Origin of the sequence: Comamonas sp. JNW (assembly GCF_003105075.1) — a bacterium.
GTDB classification, from domain to species: domain Bacteria; phylum Pseudomonadota; class Gammaproteobacteria; order Burkholderiales; family Burkholderiaceae_C; genus Comamonas; species Comamonas squillarum.
The window spans coordinates 93,384-110,999 of the sequence record NZ_QETI01000015.1 but is presented as its reverse complement, the minus strand read 5'-3'; the positions used below and the strand labels follow the sequence as shown (position 1 = coordinate 110,999).

14 protein-coding genes and 2 tRNA genes are annotated in these 17,616 nt (G+C 62.3%); 5 read left to right on the top strand and 11 right to left on the bottom strand.

Features of this window, described 5'->3' with window-relative positions:
• Positions 1–152: 152 nt before the first annotated feature.
• The 7 genes from DCO45_RS19080 to DCO45_RS19050 form a co-directional block, all read right to left on the bottom strand.
• Positions 153–228 (bottom strand) — tRNA-His (locus DCO45_RS19080).
• A 60-nt stretch (positions 229–288) separates the two neighbouring features.
• Positions 289–2,202, bottom strand: a complete 1,914-nt coding sequence (locus DCO45_RS19075; RefSeq protein ID WP_116927292.1) for a SurA N-terminal domain-containing protein — start codon at positions 2,200–2,202, stop codon at positions 289–291.
• 816 nt (positions 2,203–3,018) lie between these two features.
• Positions 3,019–3,094 (bottom strand) — tRNA-Val (locus tag DCO45_RS19070).
• A 16-nt stretch (positions 3,095–3,110) separates the two neighbouring features.
• Positions 3,111–3,383, bottom strand: a complete 273-nt coding sequence (locus DCO45_RS19065) for an HU family DNA-binding protein (protein WP_021026954.1) — start codon at positions 3,381–3,383, stop codon at positions 3,111–3,113.
• A 306-nt stretch (positions 3,384–3,689) separates the two neighbouring features.
• A complete protein-coding gene (gene pgsA / locus DCO45_RS19060; RefSeq protein ID WP_116927291.1) occupies positions 3,690–4,256 on the bottom strand; it encodes a CDP-diacylglycerol--glycerol-3-phosphate 3-phosphatidyltransferase in 567 nt (188 codons plus the stop codon).
• Positions 4,257–4,342: 86 nt separating this feature from the next.
• Positions 4,343–6,367: an excinuclease ABC subunit UvrC gene (gene uvrC / locus DCO45_RS19055; protein ID WP_116927290.1), complete on the bottom strand. Its 2,025-nt coding sequence runs from the start codon at positions 6,365–6,367 to the stop codon at positions 4,343–4,345.
• A gap of 61 nt (positions 6,368–6,428) precedes the next feature.
• A complete protein-coding gene (locus tag DCO45_RS19050) occupies positions 6,429–7,643 on the bottom strand; it encodes a CaiB/BaiF CoA-transferase family protein (RefSeq protein WP_207788099.1) in 1,215 nt (404 codons plus the stop codon).
• 94 nt (positions 7,644–7,737) lie between these two features.
• Here DCO45_RS19050 and earP point away from each other — a divergent pair, with 94 nt between their 5' ends.
• From earP to DCO45_RS19025, 5 genes are all read left to right on the top strand, one after another.
• Positions 7,738–8,877 (top strand): elongation factor P maturation arginine rhamnosyltransferase EarP, encoded by a 1,140-nt coding sequence (gene earP / locus DCO45_RS19045; RefSeq protein ID WP_116927322.1) that lies wholly within the window; start codon positions 7,738–7,740, stop codon positions 8,875–8,877.
• A 166-nt stretch (positions 8,878–9,043) separates the two neighbouring features.
• Positions 9,044–9,598 carry an elongation factor P gene (efp, locus tag DCO45_RS19040; protein WP_021026959.1) on the top strand — a complete coding sequence of 185 codons (555 nt, stop codon included), beginning with the start codon at positions 9,044–9,046 and terminating at the stop codon, positions 9,596–9,598.
• 219 nt (positions 9,599–9,817) lie between these two features.
• The gene (locus DCO45_RS19035; protein ID WP_116927288.1) at positions 9,818–10,450 is read left to right on the top strand and encodes a DUF2239 family protein; all 633 of its coding nucleotides are present in this window, start codon (positions 9,818–9,820) and stop codon (positions 10,448–10,450) included.
• Positions 10,451–10,487: 37 nt separating this feature from the next.
• Positions 10,488–11,876 carry an MATE family efflux transporter gene (locus DCO45_RS19030; RefSeq protein ID WP_116927287.1) on the top strand — a complete coding sequence of 463 codons (1,389 nt, stop codon included), beginning with the start codon at positions 10,488–10,490 and terminating at the stop codon, positions 11,874–11,876.
• A gap of 98 nt (positions 11,877–11,974) precedes the next feature.
• The gene (locus DCO45_RS19025) at positions 11,975–12,787 is read left to right on the top strand and encodes a PPK2 family polyphosphate kinase (protein WP_116927286.1); all 813 of its coding nucleotides are present in this window, start codon (positions 11,975–11,977) and stop codon (positions 12,785–12,787) included.
• A gap of 84 nt (positions 12,788–12,871) precedes the next feature.
• On the opposite strand, the gene rimO is transcribed toward DCO45_RS19025, so the two are convergent.
• The 4 genes from rimO to phaR form a co-directional block, all read right to left on the bottom strand.
• On the bottom strand, positions 12,872–14,284 hold the full coding sequence (gene rimO / locus DCO45_RS19020; protein WP_021026963.1) for a 30S ribosomal protein S12 methylthiotransferase RimO: 1,413 nt from the start codon (positions 14,282–14,284) through the stop codon (positions 12,872–12,874).
• A gap of 234 nt (positions 14,285–14,518) precedes the next feature.
• Positions 14,519–15,658, bottom strand: coding sequence for an AAA family ATPase (locus tag DCO45_RS19015; protein ID WP_116927285.1), 1,140 nt, complete (start codon positions 15,656–15,658; stop codon positions 14,519–14,521).
• The gene (locus tag DCO45_RS19010) at positions 15,655–16,605 is read right to left on the bottom strand and encodes an RNA ligase family protein (RefSeq protein WP_116927321.1); all 951 of its coding nucleotides are present in this window, start codon (positions 16,603–16,605) and stop codon (positions 15,655–15,657) included. The genes DCO45_RS19015 and DCO45_RS19010 overlap by 4 nt, the downstream gene beginning before the upstream one ends.
• A 440-nt stretch (positions 16,606–17,045) precedes the next feature.
• The gene (gene phaR / locus DCO45_RS19005; protein ID WP_021026964.1) at positions 17,046–17,588 is read right to left on the bottom strand and encodes a polyhydroxyalkanoate synthesis repressor PhaR; all 543 of its coding nucleotides are present in this window, start codon (positions 17,586–17,588) and stop codon (positions 17,046–17,048) included.
• Positions 17,589–17,616 lie beyond the last annotated feature (28 nt).

Genomic DNA, 17,616 nt, shown 5'->3' with positions numbered 1-17,616 from the left:
CTATCGTCCTATTCCAAGTGAGCACGGGAGCCTGGAACAGGCCAAACTCGAACGCTTTATGGCCCAAAACTGCAACTTTCCAGCAGCGGAAGCAAGGCGCGAGCAGAAATTGAAAAACCCTTGCAGGTTATTCACTTGCAAGGGTTTCAATTTGGGGTGGCTGATGGGGCTCGAACCCACGACAACAGGAATCACAATCCTGGACTCTACCAACTGAGCTACAGCCACCGTGTTGGGGAAGACATGATTATAGCCAGAAATTTGGCCCCTCTCATGAAATCTCCGTTTTTATGAAATTTTTGTTTCCGCGGGGCGTGGCACCTTGATCTGTACCTTGAAACGCTCCTTGAGCATTTCGTAGTACGCCAGGGTCTCGGCATTGGCCTGGTAACGCTCAAACTCCTGCTTTTGGCGCAGGCGCAGCTCGGCAGAGTCTTCGCCGCGCGGTACGACCTTGTTCACGCGCACAACGGTGTAGCCATCGTTGCCCAGGTCCACACCGACCCAGGATGCGGCGTCGCCGATCTTGGCATGCATGGCGGCATTGAGGACGGCTGGCACCTGGCCCTTGGCATCCTGGCGCGACACGACGATGGGGGACGCCAGCTTGGCGCCCGCAGCATCGGCCTTCCAGGCTTCGAGCTTGGCTTGTGCATCCTGGCGCGCGAGCTCGGCAGACTTCTGGGCCACAAAGAGGTCATGGGCCTTGGCCTTGACTTCTTCAAACGGAAGGATGCGGGCATCGAAGTGCTCCACCACACGGCCCGAGGCCAGGGTGCTGGGGGCCACTTCAATGGCTTCGGTGTTGCGCTTGTTCTGCAGCGCATCGCTGGAGAACAGCGCTTCCAGGAAGGTCGGGTTGGCCAAGGCGCCGGTCGCGCCTGGCGCAGCCGTGCGGGTAACATGCTCGGCCTTCTGGATCTTCAGGCCCAGCTTTTCAGCCACGGGCTGCAGGCTGTCGGACTGCTCGAACACCATGTTGGAGAAGGTCTCGGCCACTTCGGCGTACTTGCGCTGCACCTGCTGGGCCAGCACTTCGGTCTCGATCTTGGCGCGCAGCTCTTCAAAGCTGGGCGTGCGAGGCGTCTTCACTTCACCCATCTTGATGATGTGGAAGCCGTACTCGGTGCTCACCAGGTCGCTGATATCACCCGACTTCAGCGCAAAGGCGGCGTCTTCAAACGGCTTGACCATATCGCCAGGCTTGACCCAGCCCAGATCGCCGCCGCTGTCACGCGAGCCGGTGTCTTGCGAGTTCTTCTTGGCCAGATCGGCAAACTGCGCAGGATTGGCCTTGGCCTGGGCGAGCAGCTCCTGGGCGCGTTGCTTGGCCTTGTCACGGTCCGCTGCAGACATCGAAGCGGGCGCATCAATCAGGATGTGGCTGATGCGGCGCTGCTCCTTGTCCATGAAGCGGCTCAGATTTTCCTTGTAGTAGGTACGCAGGTCGTCTTCGCTGGGCTTGATCATGCCCTTGACGGCTTCGGCATTCAGCACCACGTACTCGATCGTGGACTGCTCCTTCTGGCGGAACAGCTCCTGGTTGCTCTTGTAGAACGCTTCCACATCGGCATCCGTGGTCTTGACCTGGGACGCATAGTCCTTGGCAGCAAACTGGGCCAGCTGGATCTCACGCTGCTGGTAGAGTGCATCAACCGCCAGCTTGGTTTGCTCGTCGGTCGCAAAGGCCGTGTTGGACACACCGCCCAGCACCTGGCGCGCAGCGATATCGCGGCGCATGCCCGCTTCAAAGCCTTCGGGCGTCATGCCTTGCGCACCCACCAGCGCGCGGTAGGCATCCACGTCGAGCGAGCCATCGGGCTTTTTCAGCGCGGCGATCTGCGGAATCTCCTGCAGCGCGCGCACCAGCGAGGCATTGTCCACCGTCAGGTGCATTTTTTGCACCGCGGCATCGATCACCTGGTCACGCACCATGCGCTCCAAGGTCAGATAGCGGGCCTCGGGGCCTTCCATCCACTTGGCGTCCATGTTGGGGTCTTGCTGGCGCATGCGGTCCGAGGCAACACGGTGTGCATTGTCCCAGTCCATCTGCGTAATGTCTTTGCCATTGACTTTGGCGACCACCGGGCTCTTTTCGGTGAAGTAGTTCTGGTTCACTCCCACCAAAACAAAAGACAGAATGATCAGCAAGAACAGCGGATACATCAGCACCTTGGAGTACTTGCGGATGGTTTCAAACATCGTCTAACTTTCCTGAGGACAAAAAAAAAGGCGAACCCTCATTCGCCTTTATTCGGTTTTCACTAGGTGGCGCGGGCTTGCTGCCTGGTCCGAAGCGCCTACCCATGGCTTGCAATGGATGATTTCTCATTGCAAATCAATCAGATACAGCCTCAACCAACGGAGACAACCCACCCCCTGTCAAATAGGGCGTGCAACATGCGTCTTGGCAACGCACGAACGTCGAAACAGCAAGTGTACAGCGAAAGAGTTTTTGATCCCTATGAGGGCCAGGGGCGCGTTAGGGAATACGGGATTTTTGACGGTTCAGAGGGCCGAAATGGCATCGATGCGGCCGCCCCCTCACTGCCGTGCCATCGTCAGGCGCAGGATGCCGGTTCATCAGCTACACCGCAGCCAGGCCAGCCATCCTAGGCGTTTGAGGGCAACACCAGCAACGCACCAGAACCACATTCCTTGGCTTGCTATCCATCCAAATGAGATGCGAGACCTAGAAACTTCCGCGCGGCTCGGAGAAGCCTGGAGGGACCGCACCAATGCATCCGTTTTGCCCGAATGATGCCAATGGCATTATCGCCAACAAGGCAGCGATTGCCCCATGCATGTGGGCAGGCTTATTCCACCGCCCCTTTAACCCAAGTCGGCCAAGCCTTATCGGTGCCATGCATGCAGACCTGCACCGTTTCAAGGAATCGCACGGGTGGCAAATGGCGTTTTTGGGTCGGCTGAGGCGCCCTTTGCGTCCATTTCAGTTGGCGAATGGACAAAGAAAAAACCCCTTAGATCACTCTAAGGGGTTTATTTTCTTGGTTAATGTGGTGGGTGCTGACGGGGTCGAACCGCCGACCTACGCCTTGTAAGGGCGCCGCTCTACCAACTGAGCTAAGCACCCCACCTGATAACCGAAATTAGTTCAGCGCATCTTTCAATGCCTTGCCTGGACGGAACTTAGGCACCTTGGCTGCCTTGATCTTGATCGCAGCGCCGGTACGTGGGTTACGGCCGGTACGAGCAGCGCGCTTACCAACGGCAAAGGTACCAAAACCTACCAGAGAGACTGTACCACCTTTTTTCAAGGTCTTCTTCACTGCATCAATGGTGGACTCCAGCGCACGAGCGGCAGCAGCCTTGGAGATATCAGCATTGTTAGCAATGTGCTCAATGAGTTCAGTTTTATTCACAAGCAGCCTCTATTAATCAAGAGAGTTAAGGAAGTGTATGTTTCATCCCATTATGAGCAGTTTGTACGCCGTACAACTGTCACAGATTCAAAAACAACACCACTGGCACGAAATTTTCATCTCGACCCCAGCGCCTCTGGAATGAGATGAATTCTAGACGGAATTTCTGGGGGCTCAGGCAAAAAATCACTTTTTTTCGCTGACCAGCACCCGCTTTGCCTTGCAAAAGCCAAGCATCACGGGCCCTGTAGCCTGAATTCCTTGTACAGGCGAGATGCAGTCTACGCCCAAACCTGTGGCGCTCGACTAAGAATCAACCCTAGCCCGGATCTCGGGCAAGGCCTTTTGCAGGTAATAAATCATGGACCAGACCGTGAGCACGGCAGCACCCCAGATCAGCCAGGTTCCCCAGACACCGGTATCGATGCCGGCCACCTTGCCGTCGTAGAGCAAAAAGGGAATGGCCACCATCTGCACGGTGGTCTTGAGCTTGCCCACCATGTGTACGGCCACGCTCTTGCTCGCGCCAATGCGGGCCATCCATTCGCGCAGCGCCGAGATGGCGATCTCGCGGCCAATGATGATCAGCGCGACAAAGACATCGGCGCGCTGCAGGTAGACCAGGATCAGCAGCGAGGCGCAGACCAGGAACTTGTCGGCGACGGGATCGAGGAAGGCGCCAAAGGAAGAGGTCTGGTTGAGCTTGCGCGCCAGAAAGCCATCGAGCCAATCGGTGAAGGCGAACACCACGAACATGACGGTGGCCCACAGGTTTTTGGTGGCCATATCAAGAGGCGAGTAGTACACGCCGATGATGAGCGGGATCGCGACGATGCGCGTCCAGGTCATGATGGTGGGGATCGTAAAGAACATGCGGCTATTGTGGCACGCAACGGTGCAAATTCAGTGAACCGCACTATTGCCTGTGTGACCGTTGCTGCACGGCCCGTGCCACCCCGTCAATGCAAGGCCTTGTAGATGTCCTCTGCCAAGGCAGCCGAGATGCCATCGACCGTCATCAGGTCATCGACCCCCGCCTCCTCGACCCCGCGCACACCACCAAAGCGCTGCAGCAGGCGCGCGCGCTTCTTGGGGCCCACGCCGGGGATGTCTTCGAGCCGGCTGCCGCCCACCCGCACCTTGGCGCGCGCCGCGCGCATGCCAGTGATTGCAAAGCGGTGCGCCTCGTCGCGGATCTGCGCCACCAGCATCAACGCGGCCGAGTCGCGGCCCAGGTAGACCTTGTCGCGCCCATCGCAGAACACCAGCTCTTCCAGCCCGACCTTGCGGCCCTCGCCTTTTTCGACACCGACGATGCGCGAGAGGTCCAGACCCAACTCGGTAAAGACCTCGCGTGCCACACCGACCTGGCCCTTGCCGCCATCAATCAGCACGATGTCTGGCAAGCGGGCCGCGCCCTTGCCCAGCTCGGCGCCACCGGCATCGCGCTGGGCCTCGGCCACCTTGCTGTAGCGGCGCGTGAGCACCTGGCGCATGGCGGCATAGTCGTCGCCGCCGGTGATGCCGTCGATCTTGTAGCGCCGGTACTCGCTGCTTTGCATCTTGTGGTGGTGGAACACCACGCAAGAGGCCTGGGTGTTCTCACCCGAGGTGTGCGAGATGTCAAAGCACTCGATGGTCAGCTGGTCGATATCGTCCTGGGGCAAATCCAGTGCCTCGACCAAAGCGCGCGTGCGCGCCTGCTGCGAGCCCTCTTCGGCCAGCAGGCGGGCCAGTTGCAGCTGGGCATTCTTTTGCGCCATCTCCAGCCAGACGCGGCGCTCCTCACGCGGCTGCGACACCGCCGCAATGCGCGTGCCGGTCTGCTGCGACAAGGCCTCCAGCAGCGCGGGCTCCAGCGCCACGCTGACCACCAGCACCGGGGGCGGCGCCACCTGCAGATAGTGCTGGGCCACAAAGGCCTCCAGCACGCGCTGCTCCACCGTTTTGGCGGGCCGCACCACGCCGGGCTGGGCACCACCGGGCTGGGCCTCATCAGGCTGGGCGCCCGCCTGGTCTGCGGCTACTTCGGCTTCTTCGGCCTCTTCCATGCTGGCAATGGCGGCGCTGTCTTCCACATGCACGGGGAAATACGCGCGGTCACCCAGATGCCGGCCACCGCGCACCATGGCCAGGTTGACGCAGGCCTTGCCGCCCTGCACCTGCACGGCAAGCATGTCCACATCGCGGTCGTCGATGGTCTCGATGCTCTGCTGGTGCAGCATGCTGGCCAGCGCCTTGATCTGGTTGCGGATGTCGGCCGCCTGCTCAAACTCCAGCTTGTCTGAGTGTGCCAACATGCGCGCCTCCAGCGTCTTGAGCAGCGTGTCGGTCTCGCCGCGCAGCATGGCTTCGGCATGGGCCACATCGGCGGCGTAGTCCTCGGGGCTGATGTGGTCCACGCAGGGGGCGCTGCAGCGCTTGATTTGGTAGAGTAGACAAGGCCGGGTGCGGTTGCTGAAAATGCTGTCCTCGCAGGTGCGCAGGCGAAACACCTTTTGCAGCAGCAAGATGGTTTCCTTGACCGCCCAGGCATTGGGGTAAGGGCCGAAATAGCGCTGGCGCTTGTCGGTCGCGCCCCGGTAATAGGCCACGCGCGGGTAGCACTGGCTGGGGGGCGTGCGCATGTCGCCATCGTGGATGGCCATGCCGGTGATCTTCAGGTACGGATAGCTCTTGTCATCCCGAAAAAGAATGTTGTATTTCGGATGCTGGGTCTTGATGAGGTTGTTTTCCAGCAGCAGCGCTTCGGCTTCGGAGCGCACCACCGTGGTCTCCATGCGCACGATCTTGCCCACCATGTGGCCGATGCGGGTGCCGCCATGGTCCTTCTGGAAATAGCTCGAGACCCGGCGCTTGAGGTTGATGGCCTTGCCCACATACAGCAGGGCATCGCTGGCATCGAAATAGCGGTAGACGCCAGGCATGGCTGGCAAACCAGCGACCTGGGCAAGAAGTTCGGGAGAGTGCACGTGGGTGGGCATGGCGCTATTGTCTTATGCGTTCGCCCCGCCCGCAGCGAAGCGGCCCATCACCCGTGCACGCTCACTGCACAATGCCGCGCTCACGCAGCGCCGCAATCTGCGCGCCGCTCAGGCCCAGGCCCTGCAGCACCGCATCGGTGTCATCGCCCAGGTGCGGCGCGCTGCTGCGGATCGTGCCCGGCGTAGCGGACAACTTGGGCACAATGCCCGGCACCTCCAGCGTATGGCCGTCGCGCGTGGTTTGCGGCAGGATCATCTGGCGCGCGCGGTAGTGCGGGTCTTCACTGATGTCCTTGGCGGTATAGACCTTGCCGGCTGGCACCCTGGCAGCAGCCAGCGCATCCATCACCTGCGCGATGGCGCGCGGCTGCGTCCAGGCGCTGATGGCGGCATCGATCTCTTCAATGCGCGCCACACGGCCCGCATTGCTGGCCAGGTCCGGTGCCTGGCCCAGGTCCGGCCGGCCAATGGTGTCCATCAGCCGTTTGAAGATGCTGTCGCCATTGCCGGCCACCAGCACCCAGCCATCCTGGCAGGCATAGGCGTTCGATGGCGCAATGCCGGGCAAGGCGCTGCCCGCCGCCTCGCGCACCGTGCCAAAGGCGCTGTATTCGGGGATCAGGCTTTCCATCACATTGAAGACCGCCTCGTGCAAGGCCACATCGATCACCTGGCCGCTGCCGCCATTCACCTTGCGGTGGTAGAGCGCCATCATCACGCCGATCACGCCATGCAGCGCCGCCAAGGTATCGCCGATCGACACCCCCACGCGCACCGGCACCCGCCCGGGCTCGGCCGTCAGGTGGCGCAAGCCACCCATGGCCTCGCCAATCACGCCAAAGCCGGGCAGATCGCGGTAGGGGCCGGTCTGCCCATAGCCAGAGATGCGTAGCATCACCAGGCCCGGGTTGATCGCATGCAGCTCCTCGGGCGACATGCCCCAGCCCTCCAGGGTGCCGGGGCGAAAGTTCTCCACCAGCACATCGGCCTCGGCAATCAGCTGGCGGGCAATGTCCTGCGCTTCCTTCTGGCGCAAATCCAGCGCCAGCGATTGCTTGTTGCGCGACTGCACCTGCCACCACACCGATGTGCCATCCTGCAGCAGCCGCCAGTTGCGCAGCGGGTCGCCCGCGCCGGTGGCCTCGATCTTCACGACCTCGGCACCAAACTCGCCCAAGGTCTTGCCGCAGAACGGCCCGGCAATCAGCTGGCCCATCTCGACCACCTTGACGCCTTGCAAAGCCATCGGCCCGGGGGTTGCAGTGTGGGGGTTCATGTCTGTCTCCATGCTTGATCAACTGAAGGCTATTGTGGCCCAGGAGGCAGCGCCAGTCAGTGAAGCCCGGGACTGCACTATCATCGCGCGGGTGATGACCCTCTCCCCTGCTTCCACCCCCACCGCCACATCCTCCACCGTATCCCCTGCCTCCACGCAGCGCAGCCCAGCGCCGCTGTGGGATATTTTTTGCCAGGTGATCGACAACTTTGGCGATATCGGCGTGTGCTGGCGCCTGGCCGCCGACCTGGCCCAGCGTGGCTGCCAGGTGCGGCTGTGGGTGGACGATGGCAGCGCCCTGGCCTGGATGGCGCCGCAGGGCGCGCCTGGCGTGACGGTGCAGCCCTGGCCCGATGCAGCGCCGGCCAGTGGCGTCGGTGATGTGGTGGTCGAGGCCTTTGGCTGCGAGATTCCGCCTGCCTTCCAGCAGGCGCTGGCCGCGCGTGCGCAATCCCCAACGCAGAAAGCCAGCGTCTGGATCAACCTGGAATACCTGTCTGCCGAAGACTATGTGGAGCGCTGCCACCGCCTGCCCTCGCGCCTGATGAGCGGCCCCGCGGCAGGCCTTACGCGCTGGTTCTTCTACCCCGGCTTCAGCACCGGCACCGGTGGCCTGCTGCGCGAAGCCGATCTGCCCGGGCGCCTGGCGGACTTTGACCGCAGCGCCTGGCGCGCCCGGCATGGCCTGCAAGATGGCGACCTGGTGTTTTCGCTGTTCTGCTATGAGCCCCCGGCCTTTTTGCCCGCCTTTGCCAGCGCTGGCACGGCCACGCAGTGGCTGGTCACCCCGGGCCGCGCGGCGGCGCTGGTGCAGCAGCGGCTGCCCCAGCCCCTGCCCAGCCAGGTTCAGCTGCTGCCGCCCTGCAGCCAGCCGGAATTCGACGAGATGCTCTGGTCCTGCGACCTCAACTTTGTGCGCGGCGAAGACTCACTGGTACGGGCGCTGTGGGCCGGCCAGCCTTTTGTCTGGCAGATCTACCCGCAGGATGACAACGCCCACCATGCCAAGCTGGAGGCTTTTCTGGACTGGCTGGACGCGCCGGGCAGCCTGCGCCAAGCCCATGCGGCCTGGAATGGCATCCCAGGGGCTGGCGGCAGCGTCCCTGCATGGCCCGCCATCACGCCAGCGCTGCTGGCGCAATGGGCCCATTGCGTGCAGGCAGCGCGCAACACTCTGCACAGGCAGCCCAGCCTTGCCGAGCAGCTGATGGCATTTGCGGGCGAAAAATGTTAGAATTGCAGTCTTTGCGCTTATCCGCGCACCCAGCGCCTGCAGGCAGCCGGGTTTGATGGATGCGCACAACGCCGCGGAACATGCTACGGCGCAGCACAGCCCGTCCAACGACACTTGCGCGCCGCCCGTAGTAGTTTGAGCGGCCCCAACACAGGCACTTACTGCTATGAAAATCGCTCAAGAAATCCGCGCTGGCAACGTGATCATGTTCGGCAAAGACCCGATGATCGTTCTGAAGACCGAATACGCACGTGGCGGCCGTGGCGCTGCAACCGTGCGCATGAAGCTCAAGAGCCTGATCGGCAACTTCGGCACGGAAAACGTGTTCAAGGCCGACGACAAGATCGACAACGTGATCCTGGAAAAGAAGGATTGCACGTACTCCTATTTCGCCGACCCCATGTACGTCTGGATGGACCCTGAGTTCAACCAGTACGAAGTGGAAGCCGAAAACATGGCTGACGCACTGAACTACCTGGAAGACGGCATGACCGCTGAAGTGGTGTTCTATGACGGCAAGGCCATCTCGGTCGAGCTGCCCACCACCATCGTGCGCGAAATCACCTGGACCGAGCCTGCTGTCAAGGGCGATACCTCCGGCAAGGTTCTCAAGCCTGCCAAGATCGCTACCGGTTTTGAAATCGCTGTGCCGCTGTTCGTGAGCCAGGAAGACAAGATCGAAATCGACACCCGCACTGCTGAATACCGCAAGCGCGTGTAATGACTGGGCCACAAGGCTCCAGCCAGAACAACCTCCATGCCCCGCGCTGGAGGTTTTTTTTCGACCTCCGCGCCACCGCCTCACCGCGCTAACAGCAGCTGCCACAGGCCATCTGCCGCTGTGCGCATCCAGATACATATTTTTACCCATTAAAAATAGCCAAATATTTTTGCCCCGGTAAAATGACCTACTCATTAAGAGAACAACGAACAAGTGGCCATGACTACCGAGACATTGACCAGCCGGCTGACCATCTTCCAGGGTCACCAGCGCCTGCTGCAAGCCGACCGCCTGACGGTGCTGCGCTATCTGCAAAACCATGACGAACTCCACCCCGGCGGCAGCCTCACCCCCTTGTGGGTGTTTGATGACCTCTCCGGACTGCGCCTGGATCTGAACTGGCGCTCGGAGCTCGCCCCGGCAGCGCAGCCCGCTGCCCAGCTGGACGACGACGCAGCCCCAGCACCCGCAGCACCTGTTGAAGCAGCAGCCCACAGCCGCTCTGCACGTGCCGTTGGCCGCCCCAAGCTGGGCGTGGTCTCGCGCGAGGTAACCTTGCTGCCCCGCCATTGGGACTGGCTCAACCGCCAGCCCGGCGGCGCCTCAGCGGCCTTGCGCCGCCTGATCGATGACGCCCGCAATGCCCATGCGCAGCAGGATTCGCAGCGCGCAGCGACCGAGGCCACCTACCAGTTCATGCAGGCCATGGCGGGGGATCTGCCCGGCTTTGATGAGGCCTGCCGCGCGCTGTTTGCCCACAAGCAATCGGCGTTCTTGCTGCAGACCCAGGCCTGGCCCGATGATGTACAAGCTTATCTGCACCAGCTCAGCCGCCCCATCTGGCCGGTGTAAGCACCCTACCCGCAGCACCCTGACCCCACACCCTCCCATGTCTTCGTCCATACCCGCACCCCAGGCGGCGCCCTCCGCCCCGCCTGTTCGCCCCCTGTGGCAAGTCTTCATGGTGTTTCTGGGCCCCATGCTGCTGTCCAATATCCTGCAGTCCCTCTCGGGCACGCTCAACAGCATGTTCCTGGGCCAGATGATGGGGGTCAAGGCGCTCGCTGCTGTTGCGGCGTTCTTTCCCGTCATGTTTGTCTTTATCGCCTTTGTCATTGGTCTGGGGGCTGGTGCGTCGGTGCTCATCGGCCAGGCCTGGGGCGCCGGGCAACCTGACAAGGTACGCGCCATTGCCGGCACCACCTTGCTCGCCGGGCTGGCCATGGGCGCGGCCGTGGCGCTGTTTGGCGGCCTGTTTACCCAGCCCATCATGCGCATGCTGGGCACGCCGGCCGATATTCTGGAGCAGGCCACCATTTACTCGCGCATCGTGCTGCTGGGCATGCCAGGGCTGTTCATCTTTTTGCTGTTCACCTCACTGCTGCGCGGCGTGGGCGACACGCTCACGCCGATGTGGTCGCTGATCGTGTCCACCGGCATCGGCCTGGTCAGCACGCCGGCGCTGATTGCCGGCTGGGGTGGCCTGCCGCGCCTGGGCGTGGCCAGCGCCGGGGTATCGATGATTCTGGGCTTTAGCGTGGCCCTGGTCTGGCTGGCCATACAGCTGCGCCGCAAGCGCAGTGTGCTGGCCCCCAACCGCGCACTGCTGCGCGCCATGCGCCTGGACTGGACCTTGTTGCGCGCCGTGCTGCGTGTGGGTATCCCTACTGGCGTGCTGATGATCGCCACCTCGCTGGCCGGCCTCGTCGTGCTATCGCTGATCAATGGCTTTGGCTCGGATGCCACAGCCGCCTACGGCGCCGTCAACCAGATCAATGCCTTTGCCCAGTTCCCGCTGATCTCTGTGGCCATCACTGCGTCCATCCTGGCGGCCCAATCGATTGGCGCAGGCCGCAGCGAGCGCCTGCCCGCCATTGCGCGTACTGCGATGCAGATCAACATGGCCATCGGTGGCGCCACGGCCTTGCTGGGCAGCATTTTTGCCCGGCCCTTGCTGTCCATCTTCATCACCGATCAAGAGGTGCTGCACGTGGCCGTGGAGCTGCTGCGCATTGTGCTGTGGAGTGGCCTGCTGTTTGGCGCCTTTGCCTCGCTGGCAGCACTGATGCGTGCCAGCGGCGATGTCCTGGTGCCCACGTTGATCACCATCGGCGTGATCGCCACCTTGGAGCTGCCACTGGCCTGGCTGTTCAGCCGCCACTTTGGTCTGGTGGGCATCTGGATGGCCTTCCCCGTCTCCTACGGCCTGACGTTGGCGCTGCAGACCTGGTACTACCAGGCGATCTGGAAGAAGCGCCCGATCCGCAAGATGGTGTGAAGCCCCTTGCAGGCGTGGCGCCCCAGGTGACAAGTCTGCCAAAAGCTGAAATCATGGCCCGTTGCATCCCGCCTGCCCGATACACCCTTTAGCCTGATATGCCCAATCCCCAGAACTACCGCGTGCCCGTCAAGGGCGCAGTCCATCTGGCCGACTACGACCCGGCCGCCACACCGTTTGCGCATGGCAGCATCAAGGCCCAGGAAAAAGACCTCAAGATGCTCAACAAGCAGCTGGCCCAGCTGATGCGGCCGCTGCAGGGCGAGAACAAGCGCTCGGTGCTGCTGGTGCTGCAGGGCATGGACACCAGCGGCAAGGATGGCACCGTGCGCGGCGTCTTCAAGACCACCGGCCCGCAGGGCCTGCGCATGGCCACCTTCAAAAGTCCGAGCAAGGAAGAGCTCTCGCACGACTACCTCTGGCGCTGCCATGCCGTGGCGCCGGCCAAAGGCGAGATCGGCATCTGGAACCGCAGCCACTACGAAGATGTGCTGGTGCCCCTGGTCAACGGCTGGATCACGCGCCAGGTCGCCAAGCAGCGCTATGCGCAGATCAACGACTTCGAGCGCCTGCTGGCCGAGAACGGCACCACCGTCCTCAAGTGCATGCTGCACATCAGCAAGGACGAGCAGCGCGTCCGGCTGCAAGAGCGCATCGATGTGCCGGAAAAGCGCTGGAAGTTCAGCCTCGATGACCTGGCCGTGCGCAAGCAGTGGGATGCCTACCAGCAAGCCTATGAGGACCTGCTCGAAGCCACCTCCACCGCCCATGCGCCCTGGTATGTGGTGCCCGCCGACAACAAGCTGCACCGCAACCTGATGGTCAACACCTTGCTCAACCACTGCCTGCTGGATATGCAGCCACAGTACCCGGTGGACTATCCGGAGCTCGTTGGTCTGCAGGTGGAATAAGCACAAGCTCCCAACGCGCAACGACCAAACAAAAGGGGCCTGCTGCAATAGCAAGGCCCCTTTGCTTTGTATGCGACCCAGTGTTTAAACTGGCACACCCACCAGGTCATGGCCCTGGCTGCGCACAATGCGCACCTTGATCAGCTCGCCGACCTTGTAGGTCTTGCTGAGCTTCTCGGGCGGCAGCAGGTGCACAACGCCATCGATCTCGGGCGCATCGGCGTAGGTGCGGGCAATACCGCCCTTCTTGCCCAGGCCGATGGCCTTGTCCACCAGCACCTGCATGGTCTGGCCCACACGGCGCTCCAGGCGCTTGGCGGAGACCTCTTCGGCCACTTCCATAAAGCGGGCGCGGCGCGCCTCGCGCACCTCAGCGGGCAGCATGCCGGGCAGCTCGTTGGCAGTCGCGCCCTCCACCGGGCTATAGGCAAAGCAGCCTGCGCGGTCAATCTCGGCCTCGCGGATAAAGTCCAGCAGGTGCTCAAACTCTTCCTCGGTCTCGCCAGGGAAGCCGGCGATAAAGGTCGAGCGGATCACCAGCTCAGGGCAGATCGCGCGCCATTCGCGGATGCGCTCGAGATTGCGCTCACCGCTGGCCGGGCGCTTCATGCGCTTGAGCACATCGGGGTGGCTGTGCTGCAGCGGCACATCGAGGTACGGCAGCACCAGGCCCTGGGCCATCAGCGGCAAAATCGCATCCACCGTCGGGTAGGGGTACACATAGTGCAGGCGCACCCAGGCGCCATGCGGCTTGGCCAGCTCGCCCAGCGCTTCGACCAGCTCCAGCATGCGGGTCTTGACCGGCTTGCCGTCCCAAAAACCGGTGCGGTACTTCACATCCACGCCATAGGCAGAGGTGTCCTGGCTGATCACCAGCAGCTCCTTGACGCCACCGGCAAACAGCGCCTTGGCTTCCTTGAGCACATCACCAATCGGGCGGCTGACCAAGTCCCCGCGCATCGAGGGGATGATGCAGAAGGTGCAGCGGTGGTTGCAGCCTTCGGAGATCTTCAGGTAGGCATAGTGCTTGGGCGTGAGCTTGATGCCCGCCTCGCCAAAGCTGCCGGGCACCAGGTCAATGAAGGGATCATGCGGCTTGGGCAGGTTGGTGTGGACCGCATCCATCACCTCTTGCGTCGCGTGGGGGCCCGTGACCGCCAGCACGCTGGGGTGCATCTGCTTGACCAGGTTGCCGCCGCCGTCACCCATCTTGGCGCCCAGGCAACCGGTGACGATCACCTTGCCGTTCTCGGCCAGCGCCTCACCAATCGTGTCCAGGCTCTCGCGCACGGCATCGTCAATAAAGCCGCAGGTGTTGACGATCACCAGATCGGCACCTTCAAAGGTCTTGGAGGTCTGGTAGCCCTCGGCGCTCAACTGCGTCAGGATCAGCTCGCTGTCGGTCAGGGCTTTGGGGCAGCCCAAACTGACGAACCCCACCTTGGGGGTTCGGTTGGCGTCGAGCGTCGCAGTGGCAGCGTGGGTATCGGTATTCATTTTTCTTGCAGGGGAACCTGGCAACTAATCTGGGCGTTATTTTAAAGCAGGCGCCCTGACAGGCTCCGTCCCTGGGGTATAGACCCGCAGGCGGGAGCCTGGAGAACGTGCATTCAGGTGGGAGATAGGCGGAAAAGCGTGGGGAAGGCTGCAGCGCCAGCGCCGAAAACAACACAACCTGGCCACACCGGGCCAGCTTGTGTTGCGGAGACTGCCAAGGCCGCCAACGCCGCCTCAGGGCTGCTCAATGCGCAGCGCATGGGCTTCCGTCTCGGTTGGCAGCTCCCAGCGGTTCAGCAGCGACTGCAGCGCCTTGTTGGACAGGGTCGAGTCCCGGCGGCTGTTACGCCGCAGCAGCTCGGCACGTGGCTGCTCCAGGTAGACCAATTCCACTTCGGCACCGTAGGCAAACAGCAGATCAAGCGTGCGCGTTCGCATCTGCAGGCTCAGATGCGTGGCGCTCCAGACAAAAGGCGCCTTCTTGCGCAGCAGTTCCCGGGCCTTGTCATGGGCAAAGTGCGCAGCGGCGCCCTCGTTCTCGCCATGCTTCAGGTCGAGCGCTTCTCTTGCATCATCGAAAGACACCACCGGCAAGCCGCGGCGGTGCTGCGCCAGCCAGCTGTCCTTTCCCGACGCGGGCAGGCCACACATCACGGTCACGCGCGATCCAGGTTCCTGAAAAAGCGCATAGTCCGGGTGGACGTCCGCGCCCCGGAAGTAGCTCAGCCTGGTGTGGGCATCCGCAAAGTGCCGAGGACTCCCGTAGCAGCCCTCTTCCCGCGCCAGTTCCCGAAAGAGTTCGATGTTGTCCAGCACCGCCTGCTGGTCCACACACACACGACCGCGCATATCCGCTTCGGCCAGAGCGGCCAAGTGGACAAGATTCACCTGCCAGGACCCCTCTCGCACAATGCGCTCGGGCGTCTTGCCAGAACGAGACCCAGCCAACGCGAAAAATGGCACTTGGTGGACTGCAATCAGGCGGCAGACCGCTTCCCGCAGGTCCAGTGGCGCACCAAAGTCCCAGAGCAGCACACGGGCCTCCACGGCACCCTTGCGGGAATGGCCAGGCTGGCCGATGGCCCCGGTCTGTGGGTCGATGACCGTGGTCCGGTATTTGGCCACATCATGCAGCAAGGCCGCGAGGAACAAGACCATGCGGTCATGCGGGCTCGCCTGCAGGTAGTCCGGCAGCGCCAGCAGCTCCTGCACCACCATTTGGGTGTGCGTCCAGACATCACCCTCGGCGTGAAATCGGGGGTCCTGCACCGTCGTTTTGGCCCGCTCCAGTACGGGGAAGGCCGCAAGACAGGCCTCATAATCCGGGGCTGCGCCCGGCGCGGGCACCAGGCCCGCAATCGTTGACCAGTTCATACACAGTCCTTTCCGGGAGAGCTTCTTCCCAATACTCGGCGGGCACCATCCGGCCCAGCTGCCCGGTTGCTTCGCGCCAAAGCTTTCAATGCATCCAGCGAGCGAATGGTGTGCAGGGACAAGTCTTCCCAGCTCACCGAAGGCTGCGGCGCATAGAGGTCCACACCTGGCGCCAGGCTATTGGCAATCATTGGCCGCTGGCTGTGGTGTGAGCCACTGTCCAAAATTGTCTGGAGAAAGTCTTGCCGGACCAGCTTGTAGCGCGCCACCACTTGGCCGTCCGCTTCCACCTTCAGATACAGGCCTTCTGCGAGGTCCGAGTTATTCGTCTGTTGCCAGCACAGCTGGGGCGGTAAACCCTCTCGTTGGACTGTGAGGTCAAACGACTGGCGCCAGGCGCGGCTCTTGGCCAGGGACGGCTGCACCAGCGCCCACAGCAAGGCGGGGTCTGTCGGCATCAGCCCCTCATACAGAACCGGCACGGACAGCACCGGTGAGCCCTGCAGCAAGGCATGGCGGCGCGGGGTCGATAGAAACTGACCCGTCTCCCGGTCCAACATGTCGAACTCATGAAAGTGGTGTGGCAACTGGTCGTAGAAAACCGAGTGCTTGGCATAGGTCCACTCGCCATAGACGACAAAGCGGTCCTCCAAGCGTTCGAGCAAGGCCGCTTCGTGGGCAGCGGCCCAGACTTTGAATAGATTGAACTGGCGCTCACTGCCGCCGCCCACCAGGTAGTGGCCTCGGGATTGCAGTAGCTGGTCGCCGGCGCCGCTAAAGGAAATGCCGGCGTTGGCGCCGTCGAGTTTTTCCTCGATGACGACGTGTTGGCCAGCCAGGGCTTTGAGGGGCACCTGGTCACTGGCATCGTCGCCCGCTTGCAAGCGCGATCCTTCCAGGTGAGGCGTGCGCGGGTATTTGAATATCGAAAGCGTGTGGGGATTCATGTTCGTTGCAGCGAGAAGCGTCTCGCTGTCCGGCAGGACAGGGAAAGCCAACGAACGTGAGGCGCAGGTCGACCGCTCTTACCCAAAAAAGGAAAGAGGTCGTCGCGCAGGGGAAGCGGGGGATTCAGCGCTCCCGCCGCCTCATGGCAGGCGTAGGGAGCTCGGAGCCAGTACCGCAGCCAGCTGTGGCGCAGACTTGCGCCGCACGAGGCTGCAAATGCAGTCGTCGGCGATTAGCGGGTGACGAACAGGCGGGACATGAAAGGCTCCGAAAAGGCAAAAATTGAAGGATTGGAAGTTATAGCATATGCAGTCGCTGCGTTCAAGAACGCAGCATCGACATCGCCCGTTTGCTCATGCCGCACGTGGCATGCACGCGTCAGACAGCGGGCGCGCAACATGGCTTGGCCCCTCCAGCTAGCGCCAAGCCATTCCCTGCATCAAGGCCGCTTGATGCCAAAAGCCGTCAGCATCTGCTCGGTCTGCTTTTGCATCTGCTCCTGCATCTGCTGGAAGAACTGCTGCGACTGCGCCTGGTAGTTGCTCGCATCGGGCATACCTGGCACGCCGGGCATCGGCATACCCAGAAAATTGCGCCACATCTCGGGCGTCGCGCCCTTCATCTGGTCGGCAAAGCGGCCTTGCATCTCCGTGAACAGCTGCACATTGCGCTCCAGGTAGGAGCCCATAAAGCCCTGCATCGCATGGCCGTAGAAGCGGATGATGTTGACCAGCATGGCCTCGGTGAACATCGGCGCGCCGCCGGCTTCCTCATCCAGAATGATCTGCAGCAGAATGCTGCGCGTCAGGTCCTCGCCGGTCTTGGCGTCCTTCACAACGATGGGCTCGTTTTGCATGACCAGGGCCTTGACCTCGGCCAGGGTGATGTAGGCAGAGGTCTGGGTGTCGTACAGACGGCGGTTGGGGTATTTCTTGACGACGCGCTCGGACGCGGTGGCTGTTCCTGGGGTGTTTTCCGGCACGCGGATCTCCTGTGTCTCTCGCCAACGG

Coding starts and splice junctions, on each gene's coding strand:
- DCO45_RS19030 (WP_116927287.1), top strand. CDS start 10,488: ATGTCTTCGTCCATACCCGCACCCCAGGCGGCGCCCTCCGCCCCGCCT.
- efp (WP_021026959.1), top strand. CDS start 9,044: ATGAAAATCGCTCAAGAAATCCGCGCTGGCAACGTGATCATGTTCGGC.
- DCO45_RS19050 (WP_207788099.1), bottom strand. CDS start 7,643: ATGAACCCCCACACTGCAACCCCCGGGCCGATGGCTTTGCAAGGCGTC.
- earP (WP_116927322.1), top strand. CDS start 7,738: ATGACCCTCTCCCCTGCTTCCACCCCCACCGCCACATCCTCCACCGTA.
- DCO45_RS19015 (WP_116927285.1), bottom strand. CDS start 15,658: ATGAACTGGTCAACGATTGCGGGCCTGGTGCCCGCGCCGGGCGCAGCC.
- DCO45_RS19075 (WP_116927292.1), bottom strand. CDS start 2,202: ATGTTTGAAACCATCCGCAAGTACTCCAAGGTGCTGATGTATCCGCTG.
- DCO45_RS19035 (WP_116927288.1), top strand. CDS start 9,818: ATGACTACCGAGACATTGACCAGCCGGCTGACCATCTTCCAGGGTCAC.
- pgsA (WP_116927291.1), bottom strand. CDS start 4,256: ATGTTCTTTACGATCCCCACCATCATGACCTGGACGCGCATCGTCGCG.
- DCO45_RS19025 (WP_116927286.1), top strand. CDS start 11,975: ATGCCCAATCCCCAGAACTACCGCGTGCCCGTCAAGGGCGCAGTCCAT.
- uvrC (WP_116927290.1), bottom strand. CDS start 6,367: ATGCCCACCCACGTGCACTCTCCCGAACTTCTTGCCCAGGTCGCTGGT.
- rimO (WP_021026963.1), bottom strand. CDS start 14,284: ATGAATACCGATACCCACGCTGCCACTGCGACGCTCGACGCCAACCGA.
- DCO45_RS19010 (WP_116927321.1), bottom strand. CDS start 16,605: ATGAATCCCCACACGCTTTCGATATTCAAATACCCGCGCACGCCTCAC.